The 17399-nt window shown below is 56.5% G+C and carries 10 protein-coding genes and 1 pseudogene; 7 read left to right on the top strand and 4 right to left on the bottom strand.

The genetic code is table 11. The features are described 5' to 3' along the window. Positions 1-244 precede the first annotated feature (244 nt). Entirely contained in the window at positions 245-838 is a 594-nt protein-coding gene (locus tag O4G22_RS09580) for an RNA polymerase sigma factor (protein ID WP_290488754.1), read from the top strand. A 208-nt stretch (positions 839-1046) separates the two neighbouring features. Here O4G22_RS09580 and O4G22_RS09575 read toward each other — a convergent pair whose 3' ends face one another. Together O4G22_RS09575 and O4G22_RS09570 are read right to left on the bottom strand one after the other, a co-directional pair. Next, a complete protein-coding gene (locus tag O4G22_RS09575; RefSeq protein WP_306701644.1) occupies positions 1047-3095 on the bottom strand; it encodes a sialidase family protein in 2049 nt (682 codons plus the stop codon). A 146-nt stretch (positions 3096-3241) separates the two neighbouring features. Further along, entirely contained in the window at positions 3242-3754 is a 513-nt protein-coding gene (locus tag O4G22_RS09570; protein WP_306701643.1) for a hypothetical protein, read from the bottom strand. Between the two features lie 189 nt (positions 3755-3943). On the opposite strand from O4G22_RS09570, the pseudogene O4G22_RS09565 reads away from it, so the two are divergent. The 6 genes and pseudogenes from O4G22_RS09565 to O4G22_RS09545 all read left to right on the top strand — a co-directional run. Then, positions 3944-5320: pseudogene (locus O4G22_RS09565) on the top strand (sugar MFS transporter); the annotation flags it as partial. 578 nt (positions 5321-5898) lie between these two features. Beyond that, complete coding sequence (locus O4G22_RS09560) at positions 5899-7677, top strand: L-fucose isomerase (protein WP_094137113.1); 1779 nt, start codon at positions 5899-5901, stop codon at positions 7675-7677. Between the two features lie 144 nt (positions 7678-7821). Beyond that, positions 7822-8082 (top strand): four helix bundle protein, encoded by a 261-nt coding sequence (locus O4G22_RS11575; RefSeq protein ID WP_430538344.1) that lies wholly within the window; start codon positions 7822-7824, stop codon positions 8080-8082. Between the two features lie 24 nt (positions 8083-8106). Continuing rightward, the gene (fucK, locus tag O4G22_RS09555) at positions 8107-9531 is read left to right on the top strand and encodes an L-fuculokinase (RefSeq protein ID WP_306701641.1); all 1425 of its coding nucleotides are present in this window, start codon (positions 8107-8109) and stop codon (positions 9529-9531) included. Between the two features lie 19 nt (positions 9532-9550). Continuing rightward, positions 9551-10366, top strand: coding sequence for a class II aldolase/adducin family protein (locus O4G22_RS09550; protein ID WP_306701640.1), 816 nt, complete (start codon positions 9551-9553; stop codon positions 10364-10366). Between the two features lie 710 nt (positions 10367-11076). After that, positions 11077-13980: an autotransporter domain-containing protein gene (locus O4G22_RS09545; RefSeq protein WP_306701639.1), complete on the top strand. Its 2904-nt coding sequence runs from the start codon at positions 11077-11079 to the stop codon at positions 13978-13980. Positions 13981-13990: 10 nt separating this feature from the next. On the opposite strand, the gene O4G22_RS09540 is transcribed toward O4G22_RS09545, so the two are convergent. Together O4G22_RS09540 and O4G22_RS09535 are read right to left on the bottom strand one after the other, a co-directional pair. Continuing rightward, the gene (locus O4G22_RS09540) at positions 13991-14203 is read right to left on the bottom strand and encodes a hypothetical protein (protein ID WP_290488318.1); all 213 of its coding nucleotides are present in this window, start codon (positions 14201-14203) and stop codon (positions 13991-13993) included. Positions 14204-14220: 17 nt separating this feature from the next. Further along, positions 14221-17382, bottom strand: a complete 3162-nt coding sequence (locus tag O4G22_RS09535) for an AsmA-like C-terminal region-containing protein (protein WP_306701638.1) — start codon at positions 17380-17382, stop codon at positions 14221-14223. Between the last annotated feature and the right edge of the window lie 17 nt (positions 17383-17399).

The following is a 17399-nucleotide window of genomic DNA, read 5'->3' as shown; positions in this document are numbered from 1 at the left end:
CTTCCGCCCTTGTCAAATCGGCGGGCATGGAAGGAATCCATCAACGCCCCGGCCCCGCTTCTTCAAAAGCGTGAATATTTTCCGGGCTTCGAAAAGAGCAAAAGTTTTACCAGACCCCTGTGCGAAAAAAGAAAGACCTGTTTTCATCTCGTCAGCCATGTAAAGACAGGATAAACTTTTTTCTGGAATACGCCCTGCCGGCCGCAACCTTTCACCGGACACGGGGTTTATAGAAGGGTATTTCATGGACGAAGCACAAGACATGCCGCCTGCGGAACCAGACGAAGATGCCAAGCTGATGCTGAGGGTCAGGAATGGCGACGCTTCCGCCATGGAAATGCTGGTCCGCAAACACCAGAATTCCGTATATGCGGCTGTGGCCCGCATGTTGAACAACGGTCCGGAGACAGAGGACATCGCCCAGCAGGTATTCATCCGCATCTGGAAGGGAGCCGGGAATTACGAACCTTCCGCACGGTTTACCACCTGGATGTTCACCATCCTGCGCAATCTGGTGTTCAATGAAGTGCGCCGCCAGAAACGCAAGCCTACCACCTCCGCAGACGCCATGGAGGAGGAAGGAGGAATGGCCGTATTTCTGGAACCTTCCCAGGCCCCGGACGAAGCGCTGGAGCATACGGAACTCCGGCAAGCCGTGGACGCGGCAATCGCAGCCCTGCCGGAAAAGGCGCGGCTGGCCGTTCAATTGCGCCGTTTCGAAAACATGCCCTATGAGGAAATAGCCAGAGTGCTGGATATGACGGTTCCCGCTACCAAAAGCCTGCTGTTCCGCGCCAGAAACATGCTGAAGGAAGCTCTTGCTTCCTTTTTATCCTGACAATTTCGTCTTTCAAAAAATTAACAATGCACTGCCAGCTTTCCCGTCAGAGGGAGATGAGCCGTTTCCTGCACGGTTTTCCGCCTTTAGCGGCAAATAATCTCCCGGAGCCCGGCGGCCAGCTCCTTTCACAAAAACACACCCGGAACAAAAAACGGGCCGTTCTCCAGAGGAAACGGCCCGTTCAACATGTTACCGGGAAACGGAATCAGCGCGCATTTTTGGCGTTAAGAACATCCTTGTAGGGAATTTTCAGGAAATTCAGCGCTCCCTGGGATTCGTACAGCACGCCCACATGGTTCTTGTCCACCGGCGCCAGGCAGGAATACCCCCAGCCTTTGCGGGCATCGTAAAGGAGCCACTTGTCTTCCGGCCATGAACCGGCGTCATCCGTAGAGGCTTTCAGCGTCATGTGGGAACGACCGGATGTGGTATTGGGATTGGAAAACAGAACCACTCTGCCCGCCCCCGGCACGCCGTCCACGGCAAGCAGGCTGCCCTGACAGACCGGCTCCTTCAGCTGGGAAGTGCGGTTGGTGGGGTGTTTTTCCCAGGTCTGGCCCAGGTCCTTCGTAACGCCCACTACGCGGGAACCGCCCCAGTTGCACCGGGCGTTGATCATGATGGAACCGTCTTCCAGCTCAATCACCTGGGCTTCCGTCGTCTGCTGGTTGACGCCCGTGCCGCAGTGCCAGGTTTTCCCCCGGTCTTTGGAATAAACAATGGTGGACCACGGCACCCCCTTGCCGTCCCAATACTGGGCGGCGAAAACCAGCGTGCCGTCTTTCATGCAAATGCCGTTGCCGGGGCCATTGAACAAAATGCGCCAATCCTTGTTCTTGGTCTGTTCCGTAATATTAATCGGCTTGGACCAGGTCAGGCCATCGTCATCGCTGTAGGCCAGCACCAGCTGTCCGCAGGCCTCCGGGGAATTGTCTCCGGACTTGCTGCCCCAGATGGAATGCCTGTGGCTCCATATGGCGGCCACCCAGATGCGCCCCGTCTTTTCATCCACCAGAATGGCCGGATCCCCTACGCCTTTGGTAGCCCCCAGAGAAGGGTCAATCCTGGAATCATCAATGGCGATCTTGACGTCAGACCAGGTACGGCCTCCGTCCGCGGAACGGCTTACGCCCACGTCAATGTTGGCAGGCAGGTCTCCGGCATGATTGTACCGGATATCGTACACGGCCAGCAGAGTTCCCTTCTTGGAACGGGCCAGCCCGGGAATACGGTAAAATTTGGAGTTGAAATCCCCATGCCTGACTACGGCCGCGCCGATGCGCTGCGCTACGGGAGCCGCATTGGCAACCTTCACCAGTTTATTGCCCGCCACAAGGCTGGCCGGACGCACCACCACCCTGCCGTCCAAGGAGGCACCTTCTTTCATCGTCACGCAAGCCCACAGGTAATTGTCTCCGGGCTCCAGCTCCATGTTCCCCTTCACAGAAATCTGGGGTCTCGTGGAACCGGCAAGCTTTACCGTGCCAAGAACCTGGGAAGAGTCTTTCGGAAACGGCTCTTCCCCATGATGAACGTGGGGCTCCTCTTCCCCCCGTATGACGGTCACGGATGCAATGTCGGAAAGCTTCGTCGTACCCGTAAAATCCAGATTGACGGCTGTCAGGAACTGGGGATTAAGGCAGCCGTCCGTCCGGACATTCAGGGAAAGAACAGGGTTGCACGGGATGCGCACCATCACCGGATAGGCGGAAGAGGCCATCTCCACCTGAGGATTCACCTTCATGGGAATACAGGGAACGATGAACAAATCGTCCAGCTTCATTCCCTTATTCTCCGGAGAAGTAAGCCTGAACAGCAGGGAACGCGTTCCGGCGGGAACACTGGCTTTTATCTTGGTATGAAACCCGCCCGTCCTGATATCCTTGCCGTCATAAATCTTCTTCTCTCCCTTCGGCCCTATGGCCACAATGGAAAATTCAAAAGGGGCCTGTCCGGTCCATCGCTCCGCCCAAGCAGACAACCGGACTTCTCTGGAAGGAATATCCTTCAAGTCCAGTTTCAATTCGGTATCCTGCCCGCCGAACATTCGCAGGGAAGATTTCCCGGATTTTCCTCCTCTCCCGATTTCCGCCACGCCGTCCCCGCAGGACATGGGGCCGTATTTGGTGGGAAGAGACGTGAACCTGCCTTGTTTGGCCTGCTCAAAGCTTTCCGTACCAAGAGCAGCGGGAACAGACAGCCCCAAGGCGCACAAAAGGGCTACCCCCGTTAATGTATTCAAAGATAAACGCATCGTATTTATGGTGTGTTTCGCTGGATATATACGCCGCTCATCAGGCCAATCTTGCCCGGAGCAGCGCCATTTGCCGGTCCGTTTTCTAACACACGGCTTTCCGTTGCGTCCAGCCCCGCTTGAACAGCCTGAAGAAAGACCAGTCCTTATTTTCCCGTTTTTCCTTCGGAAAGAGCCGCCGGCTCCACGGAAATCACGGGGCGTTCCGGGAAAGAACTGGAGTTCCGGTGCATATAGTAATGGGCCCAGTGAAGAACCACCTTGTCCCCCGGTTTGAGGGCGGATATCTTCTTCAAAACATCCGCGCCCTGCAGAAGGGGCTTGTGTGCCGGATTAACGTCCACCATCAGCTGCTCCTGCTTTTCATCGCCGTACTTGCCCGGCTTCCGGTAATCCAGGTACTTGACGATCCGGAAAACGGCGAAATCCTTGGCGTGGTCGCACTTGTCCGGACACAGGGAAGTAAGAAACATGCATTTCCGGTGAATCATTCCCGTAAACTCCGCTTCCGCCACATGATCCGACAACAATTCCCCTGAAAGCAGTTTCGCATCGCTTTGTTCATTTACCCTTTCCGGATCCGCAATGGGGGAATCTTCAGCCTGAACGCTCCAGAATCCCGCCAGGCCCAGACAGACTGCCAGAATGCTCTTTTTCATCTTTCTGTCCCTAGCCGCCGCAAAAACACAAGTCAAGAAGAAAGAGCTTCTGCTGCGGACACTGACGGGGCATCACCACGAAAAAAACATCCTTTTATTTTTTCTATCAACAGGTTGGATAATTTCTGGACTCTTTCAGGTTTCCAGATTGACGCACCGCCGTCCTTATGAGAAATTGGCAAAAGCAATATGGATAACAACCGTACCTCTACCGTGCCGATCGTTCCCCAACGGTACCGGTTGCCGTTCTTCATGCTGGTCTCCTGTTTTGCGCTGTGGGGCCTCCTGAACAACATGACGGACAACCTGGTCCCGGCATTCAGCAAAATATTCATGATCAATGCTTCGGAATCCGCCGGAGTTCAAATTTCCTTTTATGGGGCATACGCGGTGCTTGCCATTTTCGCCTCCATCCTTCTGGAGGAATTTTCCTACAAGGCGGGCGTCCTCATCGGACTGGGGCTCTACATGATAGGCGCGCTGTGCTATATTCCCGCCGCCATCGGGCAAAGTTTCGATATCTATCTGGCAGCCATCTTCGTGCTGGCCGGAGGCCTCTCCATTTTGGAGACCACCTGCAACCCCTTCGTTCTCTCCATGGGGGCCCAGGAAACGAGTGTCCGCCGTCTGAACTTCGCCCAGGCCTTCAATCCCATAGGCTCCCTGACGGGTATTTTCCTGGCCAAATATTTCATTTTGGCGCACTTGAACGATGCGGACATGGACACCCGCAAAGCTATGGACCCGGAACAGCTGAACGCCATTGTCAGCGATGAACTCTTCTGGGTGTGCGTTCCTTATGTGGGCCTGGTAGCCATCGCCGCCGTAATCTGGTTTTTCTTCTGCCGTTACCAATCCGACGATAAAAACGTGCCCACCCGGGAAAACACGCAGCCCCTTTCCTCCAAACTAGGCCGCCTGGGCCTCTGCATCGCCCTGATTCTCATCCCCTTCCTGTTCCAGTACTATTCCTCTTTCGAATTCAGCATGGTGCAGCAAATTCTGATTATGATGATCGGCCCCATCGCCTTCCTGCTCATCATGCCGGACTACCGCTGCCAGCTTATGAAGCTGGTGAAGCTTCCGCGCTACTTCTGCGGCGTGGCTGCCCAGTTTTTCTATGTAGGCGTGCAGATCGCCGTGTGGACGTGGACGATTAAATACATCATGTCTGTCTTCCCCGGAATGCAGGAAGCGGCAGCCTCCAACTACTATATCTTTTCCATCATCCTGTTTATCGTCTGCCGCGCCATCACTACGGCCCTGATGAAAAAATTTAACCCGGCCAACATGATGTCCCTTTTCGCCGTCGCCGGCATTTTCTGCTGCCTGGGCACCATCTATCTGCCCAGGGAAATCTCCGTCTGGACGCTGGTCGGCATCTCCGGCTGCATGTCCCTGATGTTCCCCACTATTTACGGCATCGCCCTGCGCGGACTGGGGTCTGAAGTGAAACTGGGAGCGGCGGGCCTTATCATGGCCATTCTGGGCGGTGCAGTCATTACCCCGTACATGGGGTCCTGGATAGACAACACCACAGTAAAAAACCAGGTGGCCTATTTTGAATCCATCAACCGGCCCCTGATCGCGCAGGCGGAAGCGGCAGACGCCCGCAAATCCTTATCCGGAGCCATGCTGGCGCTGTACAGGATGTCTGAAGCCAACCCTGCGGACGGAGAAGAACAGGCCAGGGCCGCCGGCAAATTCCAGAAAAACCTGGCAACTTTCCTTTCCCTTCCCTCCCTGGAAGGGGCAGCTTTTGAGCAGGCGGCCCAATCCCTGCCCGGCTGTTCCTCCCTCAAGCCCGAGGAACTGGCCGTTTTCAAAGCCAATCTGGAACGCCTCCCCGCTCCTGCCGGAAGAGAACAGCAAATTCAGCAATTCTCCCTGATTCCCGCTCTCTCCACGCTCTCCGGGAACCAGGCGGAAGTGCTGGACAACCTCATTGCCCGCCCCCTGGATATGAAGCAATTCCAGACGGCCCAGGAAAACTTTGTGGAAAAAGCGGTACGGTCATCCTTCTTTATTCCCATCATCTGCTTTGCCGTGGTACTAATCTACGGCTTCTTCTTCCGCAACACTCATCTGAAAAAAGAAGAAGAGCCTGCCCGGGCATGACCAGCTTCACATCACCTACGCAAAATATGAAAACAGCATTACCAACCATCGGAATCCGCCCCACGATTGACGGGCGCCGCCTCGGCGTTCGGGAATCCCTGGAAGATCAAACCATGAACATGGCCAGGGCGGCGGCGGCCCTCATTGAGGCCAACATCCGTCACGCCTCCGGCGAACCCGTTAAATGCGTAATCGCGGACACCTGTATCGGCGGCCCGGCGGAAGCCGCCGCCTGCGCGGACAAGTTCAAGGCCAACAACGTCGGCGTCTCCCTGGCCGTCACGCCCTGCTGGTGCTACGGCAGTGAAACATTTGACATGGATCCGTTCACTCCCAAGGCCATCTGGGGCTTCAACGGCACGGAACGGCCCGGCGCCGTGTACCTGGCCGCCGCGCTGGCCGGACTGAACCAGAAAGGGTTCCCGGCTTTCTCCATTTATGGAAAAGACGTGCAGGACGCCACGGACACTTCCATTCCGGAAGACGTAGCTGAAAAAATCCTGCGCTTCTGCCGCGCCGGCCTCGCCGTAGCCACCCTCCGCGGAAAAGGCTATCTCTCCATCGGCGGCTGCTCCATGGGCATTGCCGGTTCCATCGTGGACCAGTCTTTCTGGGAAAATTACCTGGGCATCCGCGTACAGGCCGTGGATATGACGGAAGTGCGCCGCCGCATGGACCAGAAGATTTATGACGAAGCGGAATTCGACCTCGCCATGCAATGGGCGGACTCCGTCTTTAAATTCGCCGAGGACAAAAACCGCCCGGACCTGAAGCTGGACGAAGCCGGACGCCGCAAAACCTTCAGGGAAAGCGTGCTGATGGCCATGATCTTCCGCGATATGATGCAGGGCAATCCCAAACTCAAGAAAATCGACCGCGAAGAAGAATCCCTGGGTTACCAGGCCATTGCCGGCGGTTTCCAGGGCCAGCGCCACTGGACGGACTTTTACCCGAACGGAGACATTGCGGAAACCTTGCTTAACTCCACCTTTGACTGGAACGGCCCGCGCGCCCCGCTTCCCTTCGCCACGGAAAATGACTCTCTCAACGGCGCCTGCCTCCTCTTCGGCTATCTGCTGACCGGACAAGCCAACGTCTTCGCGGACGTTCGCACCTACTGGAGCCCGGAAGCCGTGAAGCGCGTCACGGGTTATACGCTGGAAGGCCATGCCAAGGACGGCATCATCCACCTCATCAATTCCGGCTCCGCCGCCCTGGACGGCTGCATGGCCTGCACGGACAAGGACGGACAGCCCGTCATGAAAAAACACTGGGACGTCACCCCGGACGATGCGAAAACCATGATGGAGCAAGCCGTCTGGTGCCCGGCCAACCGGGAATACTTCCGCGGCGGCGGCTACTCCGTCCATTACGTCACCAGGGGCGGCGCCCCCGTCACCATGATGCGCCTGAACATCGTCAAGGGGCTCGGCCCCGTTCTGATCGTGGCGGAAGGCTGGTCCGTGGAGCTGCCTGCCGAGGTGCACAAAACCCTGGACGAACGCACCGATCCGGGCTGGCCGACCACCTGGTTCGCCCCGCGCCTGACCGGCAAGGGAGCCTTTACGGACGTGTACAGCGTCATGGCCAACATGGGAGCCAACCACGGAGCCTTTACTTACGGCCACATCGGCGCGGACATCCTGACGATGGCCTCCATGCTGCGCATTCCCGTATACGCCCATAACATTCCGGATGACCAAATCTACCGCCCCTCCGCCTGGGGTCTCCACGGCACTGCGGATCCGGAAGGGGCTGATTTCCGCGCCTGCGCCAACTACGGCCCGCTGTACGGGAAATACTGAAAACGAAAGGCAACAGTTAATAGGTAATAGTTAACAGCTTCGGATAAAACATGGCAGAAAGTCTCGTTTCCTCTAAAAGCTTTTCTTTCTCGGGCCGCATCATTCAATGATGCAGGCGCTTGAAAAAGCAGGAGGCAAGCGGGAATTGCCCATCCGGCTCATACGTTCCGGTACGGGCATTGCCGCCAATTTATCCGAAGCTGTCTATGGAAGCAGCAGAAGGGATTTCTTTCCCAAAACCCGCATATCCTGAAGGAATGTTCCGAGACGCATACATGGCTTAAACTGCCGCATGCCGCCGGAAGCCTGACGAAAAAGGAAGTATTCTTTATCGACCAGGACTGCACAGAAATCCTTAACATGCTCATTTCTATTAACAAAACAGCTCAACCGGATTCCTATTAACTTTTCACGATTAACTCTTAACTCATGTACTCCCTTTGCTTGGACTGCGGCGCGACTAACGTGCGCGCCATGGTTGTGAATGAACAAGGCGTCATTGTGGGGAAAGCCGCACAGCCGAACGCCACGCTGCCCGGTGAGGAAAATCCCGAATTTCATATCTGGGACGCCGACCGGATTTTCAAACAGCTCTCCGAATGTGCCGTGAAAGCCCTGGAAGGCCTGGATGTCAAACAGGTGGTGGCCGCCACGGTTACCACCTTTGGCGTGGACGGGGCGCTTGTGGATGACGCCGGCAATCTGCTCTATCCAGTCATCTCCTGGAAATGCCCCCGCACAGCGGAGGTCATGAAAAACATCGGCAAATATATCCCGCAAGAGGAACTTAACCGTATCTCCGGCGTGGGGGCCTTTGCCTTCAATACCATTTACAAACTCATCTGGCTCAAGGAAAACCGCCCGGAACTTCTGAAAAAAGCCCATGCGTGGCTCTTCATCTCCAACCTGCTGGCGTACAGGCTCACCGGCATCATGGCGACAGACCGGACCATGGCAGGGACCTCCCAGCTCACGGATCTGGAAACGGGAGATTTTTCCGAACTTATTTTGAACCGCCTCGGCCTGAGACGCAGCCTCTTTCCTGCCATCGTGAATGCAGGGGAAACTATCGGCCACCTTACGCCGGAAGCGGCAGACGCGATGAATCTCCCAGCCCTGGAGGGTATTCCCGTCATTTCCGCCGGGCATGACACCCAGTTCGCCATTTTCGGATCCGGCGCGGCAAAGGACCAGCCCGTCCTTTCCTCCGGCACATGGGAAATCCTGATGGCGCGCTCCGCGCAGGCCACGCTGACCCGGGAAGATTATGAGGACGGCGCCACAGCGGAATTCGACGCGGAATCCAGCCTGCTCAACCCCGGGCTTCAATGGCTGGGTTCCGGCATTATCGAATGGGTGAAAGCAGCCTGCTTTCACGGGGAATCCTATGACGCCATGGACGCGGAAGCGGCCGTCGTCCCTCCCGGTTGCGACGGCGTAACCATGATTCCGGACTTCCTGGCCTCCGGAGACCGGAAAGGCTCCATCAACGGCCTAGTTCTGGGAAGAACACGCGGCCATATCTACCGCGCCGCCATGGAAGCGCTCACCTGGCGGCTGAAATCCCGTCTGCGCCGTTTGGAATCCGTGGGCGGGTTCAAAAGCGAATTCCTTATCCTGGTGGGCGGAGGCGCCAGAAACAGCGTCTGGACCCAGATAAGGGCGGACATTCTCCGGATTCCCGTAAAAGTCTCTGAAGTTTCAGAAAGTACGGTATTGGGAGCATCCATGTTTGCTTTTGCGGGCGCCGGGGTGTACTCTACGCCGGAGCAGGCCCGGGACGCCTTCGGCATTACCTACCGGACATACATGCCGGGTTCCCAGGAAGCCGCCTACGAAAATCTCAATCAATAACACGCTATTACATCTCAATATGTCAGAAGACTGGTCAATCTCCCCCCCCCTTCCGGACAAAGTGTTCCCATGGGAAAAATACAACCCCGTCACGCGGGAGGAAGTGAATGAATTCTTCCATTCCCCGGAAATTCTGGTCATCAAGGAACGCATGTGCGACATAGGGCGCCGCCTGTGGAACCGGGAATATGTGGACGGCAACGGGGGCAATATCTCCGTGCGCGTGGCCCAGAACCTGCTGCTCTGCTCCCCTACCCTGTGCTCCAAAGGCTTCATGACTGTGGAAGACATCTGCATGGTGGACATGGACGCGCGCCAGAAGGCGGGCATACGCCCCTCCACCAGCGAGGTGAAAACGCACATTGCCATGATGAAATCCGTGGGAGTCAATGCCTGCATTCATGCCCACCCCCCACACTGCAATGCTTTCCTGTTTGCCGGACAGGTTCCCCCCTCCGGAATTAATCCGGAAGCGGATATCTTCCTGGGACATATCCCGCTGGCCCCTTACGGAACGCCCGGTTCTCTGGAAACGGCCCGGGCTGTGGCGGAAGCTGCCAAACAGTCCACCGTCGTTTTCATGGAAAACCACGGAGTCATTACCGGAGCACGTGACGTGGAAGAAGCGGAATGGTTCATGGAAAATGCGGACACCTACTGCCGCATGGTGCTGATGGCCGGCCTGCACAAAGCGCCTTTGAACCAGGTGGGGCCGGAAGGCGTGGCGGACTTCCTCGCTATTCGCAAATCCATCGGCTACGCCGTGCCGGACAATCAGCCCCTGTACAATACGGAAACCTACGCCGGGTACAGGCTGGGCAAATCCGGCAAATAGCGCATTCACCGTTTTTCAAAGGGGCGCCGGCATCTGCAAGGCGCCCCTTTTCCCCCAGCTTTCTCCCTGCCCTGTTCTTTCCCGCGGCCCGCGCACACGGCTAAAATCCGGCTCCCGGCCTTTTTGATGGGCGTTTATCCGTCTCCCTTACCACCTGCGTTACAGAAGGGGTTCTTCATGCCCGCATCCATTGATTCCCGTGATCTCCGGGGAAAAGGGAAATACAAAATTTCAACAAAAATTCATTCTCCGAATTTCCCCGGAAGGGAACGTACCCCCAAGTTGCCCGGAAACAACATTGGAATGCAATATTCTTTCATAAAAAGAATAAATAATTAAGGATAAAACGGTTCCAGATAATCTTCAAAGGTTTTCATGGCGCCGGGGAAAAGGGTTGCTGACAGCGGATTTTTAATCCGCTGTTAAAATAACGTTTTAACAATGAATATATTAGAAAATATTCTAATTTCCCTGGAATATGCTTTTCTGGAGAAGTCCGGCGTTTTGTGACCCGGAAAAGTACAGCCGTCTGTTTTACCCCTTGGTTGAAGTTGCGTTGTTATATGTTCATGGTCAATATATTCTTATTATTTTTCCCGAAACATCCGCCAAAACGATATGAAAAAATTAATTCCTATCAAATTAATAGGATTGACAGCGGATTAAAAATCCTCCTATGATGCGGCGTCCTCATATTAATGATAATTATTATGAAAATTACTATTCCATTAACATTACGCCGTTTTCTCCTGACACACTTCCTTGTTGCCGTAACACTGGCTTCCGCCGCTACCGCGGCGGAATTCATGGTGGATGCCTCCCAGACAACCAACAAGGACCGGAACGTATACGCCACGCTTCAGGAACTGGCCGTTTCCGGGACTCTGTCTTCCGGAGACACCGTTATTCTGCACAATGACGATGCTACCCTGAAAACCAGCCTGCCGGCCGCCGTCAATTTTCGTTCCAATGATTCGGGAACTTTCCGCACCATCAACCTGTCCGGGCTGGGTCTTGACAAGCAACTGTATGCTCCCGCAAAACAGCAAGACAACGTGATTCTGGAAATGGATTCCATCATCTGGAGCAATTTCAGCCGGCCCCTCATTACTGATGAGTTAGAGGCTTCTTCCATAAAAATAACGGGCCGGGTCCAGTTTACCCAGTGCGATGATGGATACTACGTAGTGGAAGTTAGCACTCCCACAACGTTTGGAGACGGTGTCGTTTTCCACAACAATACTCGTGTTTCAGACGTTGCTGGGAAATCTGCCGGGAACGGTGGATTGATTATGAATATCGACAATCACCTGACCATGGGGAACGGAGCAATCTTCTCCGGCAATGTGATTATGTCCACTTCGGAATACGACCTGTATGCTGGTGTGATTTATAACAGCGGGGGGAGCGTGACCATAGGGGACAACGCTGCCTTTTTCGATAATTCGTCCAGAATCGCCAGCTATCGTGGAAACCATATCTATGGCGGGTCCATTTACAGCTACGGCGGAACAATCACTCTTGGAAGCAACGCTGTTTTCGCCAGAAATCAAGTTATTAATTCATCACAGAGCGCTTTTGGAGGAGCAATTGTTGCCGCCGGCTCCGATTTTATCTTCCAAGACGGGGCAACATTCATGAACAACTATGCCACAACATCAGGAGGAGCTATTCACGTTTCCTCAAGCGCTGCCCTTTCCCTCCATGCTCTGACGAAGGACGTGCTCTTCAGCGGCAACATGACCGGGGGAGTCTTCGACGGGAATGCATTCTCCCTGGATACGTTACGAAACGGCATCGCCAATGCCATTCACATAAACGACGGCAATACCGTGCTGACGCTTGCCGCGGCGCAGGGGCGCGAAATCCGCTTCAACGACCCGATCACTTCGGACATACTGCCCGACGCCAGGGAAACCTTCACGCTCAACCGCTACACGGATGAGGAAGGGAAGGTTCACGACACAAACGGAACCATCATTTTCAGCGGCGAACTCTACCAGGGGGATGAAGCCCACCTCGCCGCCAGCCGGTACAACAACTTCGTGGCCGACACCACCCTCTATGGCGGCGCCCTCCTGTTGGAACACGGCGCCGTCTTCGGCAGGAATCTTGAAGACATCATTAACGACCAAGGCTCCTCCCTGACGGTGCGGCAGGGCACACTGGAAATCACCGGAGGAAGCACGGCCAACGCCACCTCCTTCTCCCTCTCCGGCAGGGACGCCGTGCTGCGCCCCGGAGACAGCGCCTTCATCAACGCCAACACCGCCGACTTCTCCCGCGGCTTCACCTTCGACATGCGCCACCAGCTCCAGGCCGGGCCGGACTTCGGCCCGGGCCTGACGCTCTCCGCAGCCCAATCCTTCACGGCCGGAGGCCTCATCGGCGTGGCGGACACGGGCTCCAACGCCCCCTTCTTCTACGCGGACCGCTCCTGGAAACAGGACCGCGTCTTCCACGTGCTGACGGACGCGGAACACACCCTTCAGGGAAACTTTGACGGGGTCGTCTCCCAGGCCACGGGAACGGACCGGGTGGACTCCCCCTACTCCTACACGGGAACCTGGAGCCACCGGTGGACGGACGCCGACGGGGACGGCTATGCCGAACAGCTCCAGCTGGTCTGGAAGGCGGACGGAACCCCCATCAGCAGCATTGACCCGGAACTGGCCGGTGAGCTGGCCTTCAACTCCCTCTGGAGCTCGGCCTCCAACGCGGCGGCCCTGGGCGGCAATGTCCTTTCCCGCCTGAACGCCTTCCGCCTGGCCGACAAGCATGCGCGCGACCTCTGGGGCATGGGCCTGGGAGACTTCGCCCGGCAGCGCAGCCGGGGAGGCGTGGACGGCTACGACTACAACGGAGGCGGCTACTCCGTGGGGGCGGACAGCGGGTTCGGCCATGACAACGGCATCTGGGGGATCGCCTTCGGCCAGCTCTACGGGCATGCCAAAAGCCGGGACTTCCAGGGCCGGAACACGCAGGACACCCGGATGGGCTCCCTGTACTGGGGCCGTCTGCTGGAAGAAAGCAGGCGCGCCCGCTGGACCTTCAAGGGAAGCCTCACGTGGGCGGAGACGCACAACAAAATGAACAGCCGCCTGGGCGGAGCTCCGGCATCCGCGGCCAAATGGAACAACGAGACGTGGCTGGCGCAGGCGGAAGTGTCCCGGACGGCGGACTATGCCGGAGGGTGGAGGCTGACGCCCTTCCTGAGGGTGGAATTCACGCACGGCACGCAGGACGCCTTCCGGGAACAGGGAGGGTACGGCCGTGATTTCGGAGGGGCGACGCTGAAGCGCCTGTCCATTCCCGCGGGGCTGGAAATAGGCAGGACGGACGAATGGAAGGGAAGGCCGTGGGCGCAGGCCCTGCGCGTGTCCTACGTGGGAGACGTCCTGCAGGACGCGCCGGAAGGAACGGTGTACAGCCCGTACAGCGACATGAGCTGGAGAGGGAGGGCGGTGAGCCCGGAACGGCACGGCCTGCGCGCGGAGTACAACACGTCCCTGCAGTGCAATGAGCGCTGGAGCGTGTACGGAGGCTACAGCCTGGAAGCGAGAGGAAACTCCCTGTACCACCGCGTCAATGCCGGTGTGGCCAGGAGTTTCTAGGAACAATTCTTCAGTAATACCTGAAGTCATCAAGGAAGTAAGGAGGGGGGCGTTTTCCGCGCAGGGCGCGGGAGGCGTCCCCCTCTGATTGATGGGCGATCGTCGGCATGATGACGATGTTTTGCCGGCCCCGGATGGCGCTCTCTTCCTGACGCGGACCATGAAACAGACGAAGGCGGGAAAGAGGTCTTCTTTTGACGAAGGCCAAAGCGTCTCTTTTCATGTTCCTTTTGCCATGCGCTACCTCTTCCGGATGGAGGCCGGCGCAGGTGGAACAGGGGCTTTCCCTCCGGAGAACGGAGCGAAGTTCCAGGAAACATTGCTTAAAGGCCCCGTGCCGCGCACCTGGAACAACCCGCCGGCCAGAAGGAAGACGGGGGAGGTAATCAGCCCCGGCAGGCCACGCAGCCCCAGCTTGAAATCTGAATTGACCTGCAGGTCGGAAAGCCGTACCCAGCCCCCGCCCTCCAGAGACATGTTGCTTCCCTGGGCCGCGAAGTTACTGGTGCGCACATAACCCTTTTCAATGGAAAAATCGCAATCGGCCCTGGATATCTTGTAATTGATCAGATGCCCCAGTCCCGGAATATAATTGGAGAGGGCTTCCCCCAAAAATCCGAACAGGGGAATTTCCACCAGGTCTCCATGCACCAGGGCCGCCTCCCCCTTCGCCTGAATAGAATTCATGTTGCCGCCTCTGGATGAAAATTCAATGGCGCCGTGCACAGTGGCTTTCTCCATCTTCTTGTCATAGGATTTCCCAATGGACGCCAGGTTCATATCCTGGAGTACAAAGGAACCGTTCAGGGCATCACCATCGTCAATCTGTGCCAGGACACGGCCCGTAAAAGAACCGTCCCAGATGGTTCCCTTCATCTTGTCCACAACCACCCACTGCGGAGAAAGCAGCACTTCTCCCTTTGTTTTTCCGAGGTCCAGCGTAGTACCCAGCAAGGGATAGCGCACGCGCCCGGCGGAAGCGTCAAAGCGGATGCGCCCCTTCATCAGCTTCATGTCGTCCCCCATCGGGAACATGCCGCCGCCGGAAAGCGTTACGGGCCGTGTAAAGACGAACTCCTTCAATACCCTGGCGGCGCTATCGGAAAACATCCGCAGAGTATAGCCGGGATAGGCCTGTCCCTCCAGGCCAAGCACTTCCACCGTATCCTGCACAAAACGGAAATCTATGCTCTTGGCCTTGAGCGTGCATTCCGAAGGACCTCCGGACAATCCGGCGGAAGACAGGTAATTCCCATTGGAAACCACAGTCGTCACATTGGTCAGCACCAGCTGGTCCGTCACCAGATGGGCATCCGCCCGGGCGGACTTCAAATCCACCCCTTTGTAGCGCGTGTTGGTTGCGGAAACAGTAGCCTGCAAGTCGTAAGCCTTTTCCAGATTGTACAGGCCCAATGTCCCCTGGAAAGAAAGTTCCAGGCCAGAATCCTGGCGGAAGGAAAAGCGGCTCATTAAAAAGTCGTCATCCTTTATGCTCAACAACTGGTCTATCGTTTGCAGCGGAACCGTGGACTGCCCCATGATAAACATCTGACCGTCCAGAAAACCGTTGGCGAATAACTCAAAAACGCCCTTCTCCATTTCTATCCGGCAGTTTTGCACAAAAAGCTGGTTGGGACGGTATTCCGCCTCCACATCCGCCGTCTTAACGGAAACCTTGTTCCAAGCCAGGTTTTCCGCATGGATGCGCGCGCGGACCAGCGTCGGCTCCACAGGCTTGCCCTCCGGAATATCCAGCCTGCCGTGAACCCATAAAACCGCTTTTTCCGGAAGTTGCAAATTCTCAGGAACAGGAACCGAATTCCCGGCCAGAGTCACCAGCAGTCCAGGTTCCAGATTCGATTCCATCGTAAAAACAAGGTCAGTGCCCAGGTAGCTGCCTTCCAGCCTCACCCGGCCGTCATTCCGCACCAAGTCCAATTGGGTGACGTTAATGGAACGGCCGATCAATTCCGCCCTGGCCGCAGCGGAAACAAATTCCACCCCCTGGTAAAAGACATCCGTCACGGAAGCCTCAATCCGGAGGCGGTCCACCCGGAGCGGCCCTTTCCAGCCCTTCCCCATATCCACGGAACCGTACACCTTCAATTCCGGGTCTCCCCTGATTTCCAACGTTGGCGGCAGTTTCGCATCCTCCGGCGCAAGAGAGCGGGCCATGCCCAGCATTGCATTCATGGGCAATGTGCTGTGCACGTCTATCTTGATTTCCCCGTCCACTCCCATCACCTTGCCGGAAAAACTGCCTCCGGGATGCCTTATGTCCAGATCAGTTACATAGAAATTACCGTTTTCGTAACTGAAATCGCAGGAAGCCCTCTGGAATTTTTCCCCAAGCACGGAAAACGCTCCCAAGGAACCGGACCCTAAAACATTCAGATGCGCCACGCCCTCCCAGTTTTCCGAAAAAACCGCACGCCCGGATAGCTGCACATGCGGCTCGCTCAGGAACTTCATTTCCCGCGGCACCAGAGCTTCATCAACAATAGCCACCGCCCAGGAAACCAGCGGAGCCGTACTGCGGACATCCCAAATCAGCGTGCGCTTTTTCAAATCGGCCTGGAGGGAAAGGCTGACGAAACCGGCCGTTTCCGCATCCCGCATGGTAAAACGCTTGGCCATAATGACGGAATCCGCATAGTCCCCGCTGAACAGAAAATCCTTGAGCATGATTTTTCCGTACCTGAGGAAAGGCGCCTGCAAATCCATGCCCACACGCACGCCGCCTTTCGGATCGTCGCTTAAATTGACAATCAGGCGCGGAGGAGATGATTCAGGCCACTTCACCCGGTCCATGTAATTCAGCGCCTGATTCAACTGTTCCCTGACGGCGGCCATGTCCTGAGCCGTCAGCGTAAAGTCGCCGGAATCATCCTGCCCCATGGAAAATGCCCCCTGGGCCGACACCCGGATGCCCTGCACCACGGCGTCCGCATTAACGATGTCCACCATGCCGGGACGCTCCAGATTCAGTTCCGCGTTCACCCCCGTTGCGGAAAAAACTTTCTCCGGATTCCCTGCATCTACGGGCAGGGTGACGTCCATCCCCTTCACATTCACCCGCTCCGGCACTACTTGCCCGTCTATCAGTTTTTTCCAATTCAGAGCCACATCCGCCTCATGCAGCAAAACTATGGGCCGGCGCGTTTCCGGCGCAGCCTCCGGATCCAGCAACTCCACGTTTTTCAGTGTCACGACGGCACGGGGCCACAGAGCAACCTTCAGCGTCCCTATATGGGAAGGGATGCCCTTTTCCAGAAGAACCTGTTCCACCCGCTGCACAACGAAGGAGGGCACCCCCCAGATGGAAATGCAGCATACGCACCCCAGCAACAACGCCCCCAGCAAAATAATCACTGTGGGAATCAGCCCCTTAATCCATCTCATAAATGTCCGCTGAGCCA

Source organism: Akkermansia muciniphila, from assembly GCF_030848305.1.
Lineage (GTDB): Bacteria > Verrucomicrobiota > Verrucomicrobiia > Verrucomicrobiales > Akkermansiaceae > Akkermansia > Akkermansia muciniphila_A.
This window is presented reverse-complemented; position numbering and strand designations above follow the sequence as displayed.

Excerpts from the sequence above, each read along its gene's own strand:
- O4G22_RS09560 (WP_094137113.1), top strand. The coding sequence starts at position 5,899 with ATGAAAACAGCATTACCAACCATCGGAATCCGCCCCACGATTGACGGG.
- O4G22_RS09580 (WP_290488754.1), top strand. The coding sequence starts at position 245 with ATGGACGAAGCACAAGACATGCCGCCTGCGGAACCAGACGAAGATGCC.
- O4G22_RS09550 (WP_306701640.1), top strand. The coding sequence starts at position 9,551 with ATGTCAGAAGACTGGTCAATCTCCCCCCCCCTTCCGGACAAAGTGTTC.
- O4G22_RS09570 (WP_306701643.1), bottom strand. The coding sequence starts at position 3,754 with ATGAAAAAGAGCATTCTGGCAGTCTGTCTGGGCCTGGCGGGATTCTGG.
- O4G22_RS09575 (WP_306701644.1), bottom strand. The coding sequence starts at position 3,095 with ATGCGTTTATCTTTGAATACATTAACGGGGGTAGCCCTTTTGTGCGCC.
- O4G22_RS09545 (WP_306701639.1), top strand. The coding sequence starts at position 11,077 with ATGAAAATTACTATTCCATTAACATTACGCCGTTTTCTCCTGACACAC.
- fucK (WP_306701641.1), top strand. The coding sequence starts at position 8,107 with ATGTACTCCCTTTGCTTGGACTGCGGCGCGACTAACGTGCGCGCCATG.
- O4G22_RS09535 (WP_306701638.1), bottom strand. The coding sequence starts at position 17,382 with ATGAGATGGATTAAGGGGCTGATTCCCACAGTGATTATTTTGCTGGGG.
- O4G22_RS09540 (WP_290488318.1), bottom strand. The coding sequence starts at position 14,203 with ATGAAAAGAGACGCTTTGGCCTTCGTCAAAAGAAGACCTCTTTCCCGC.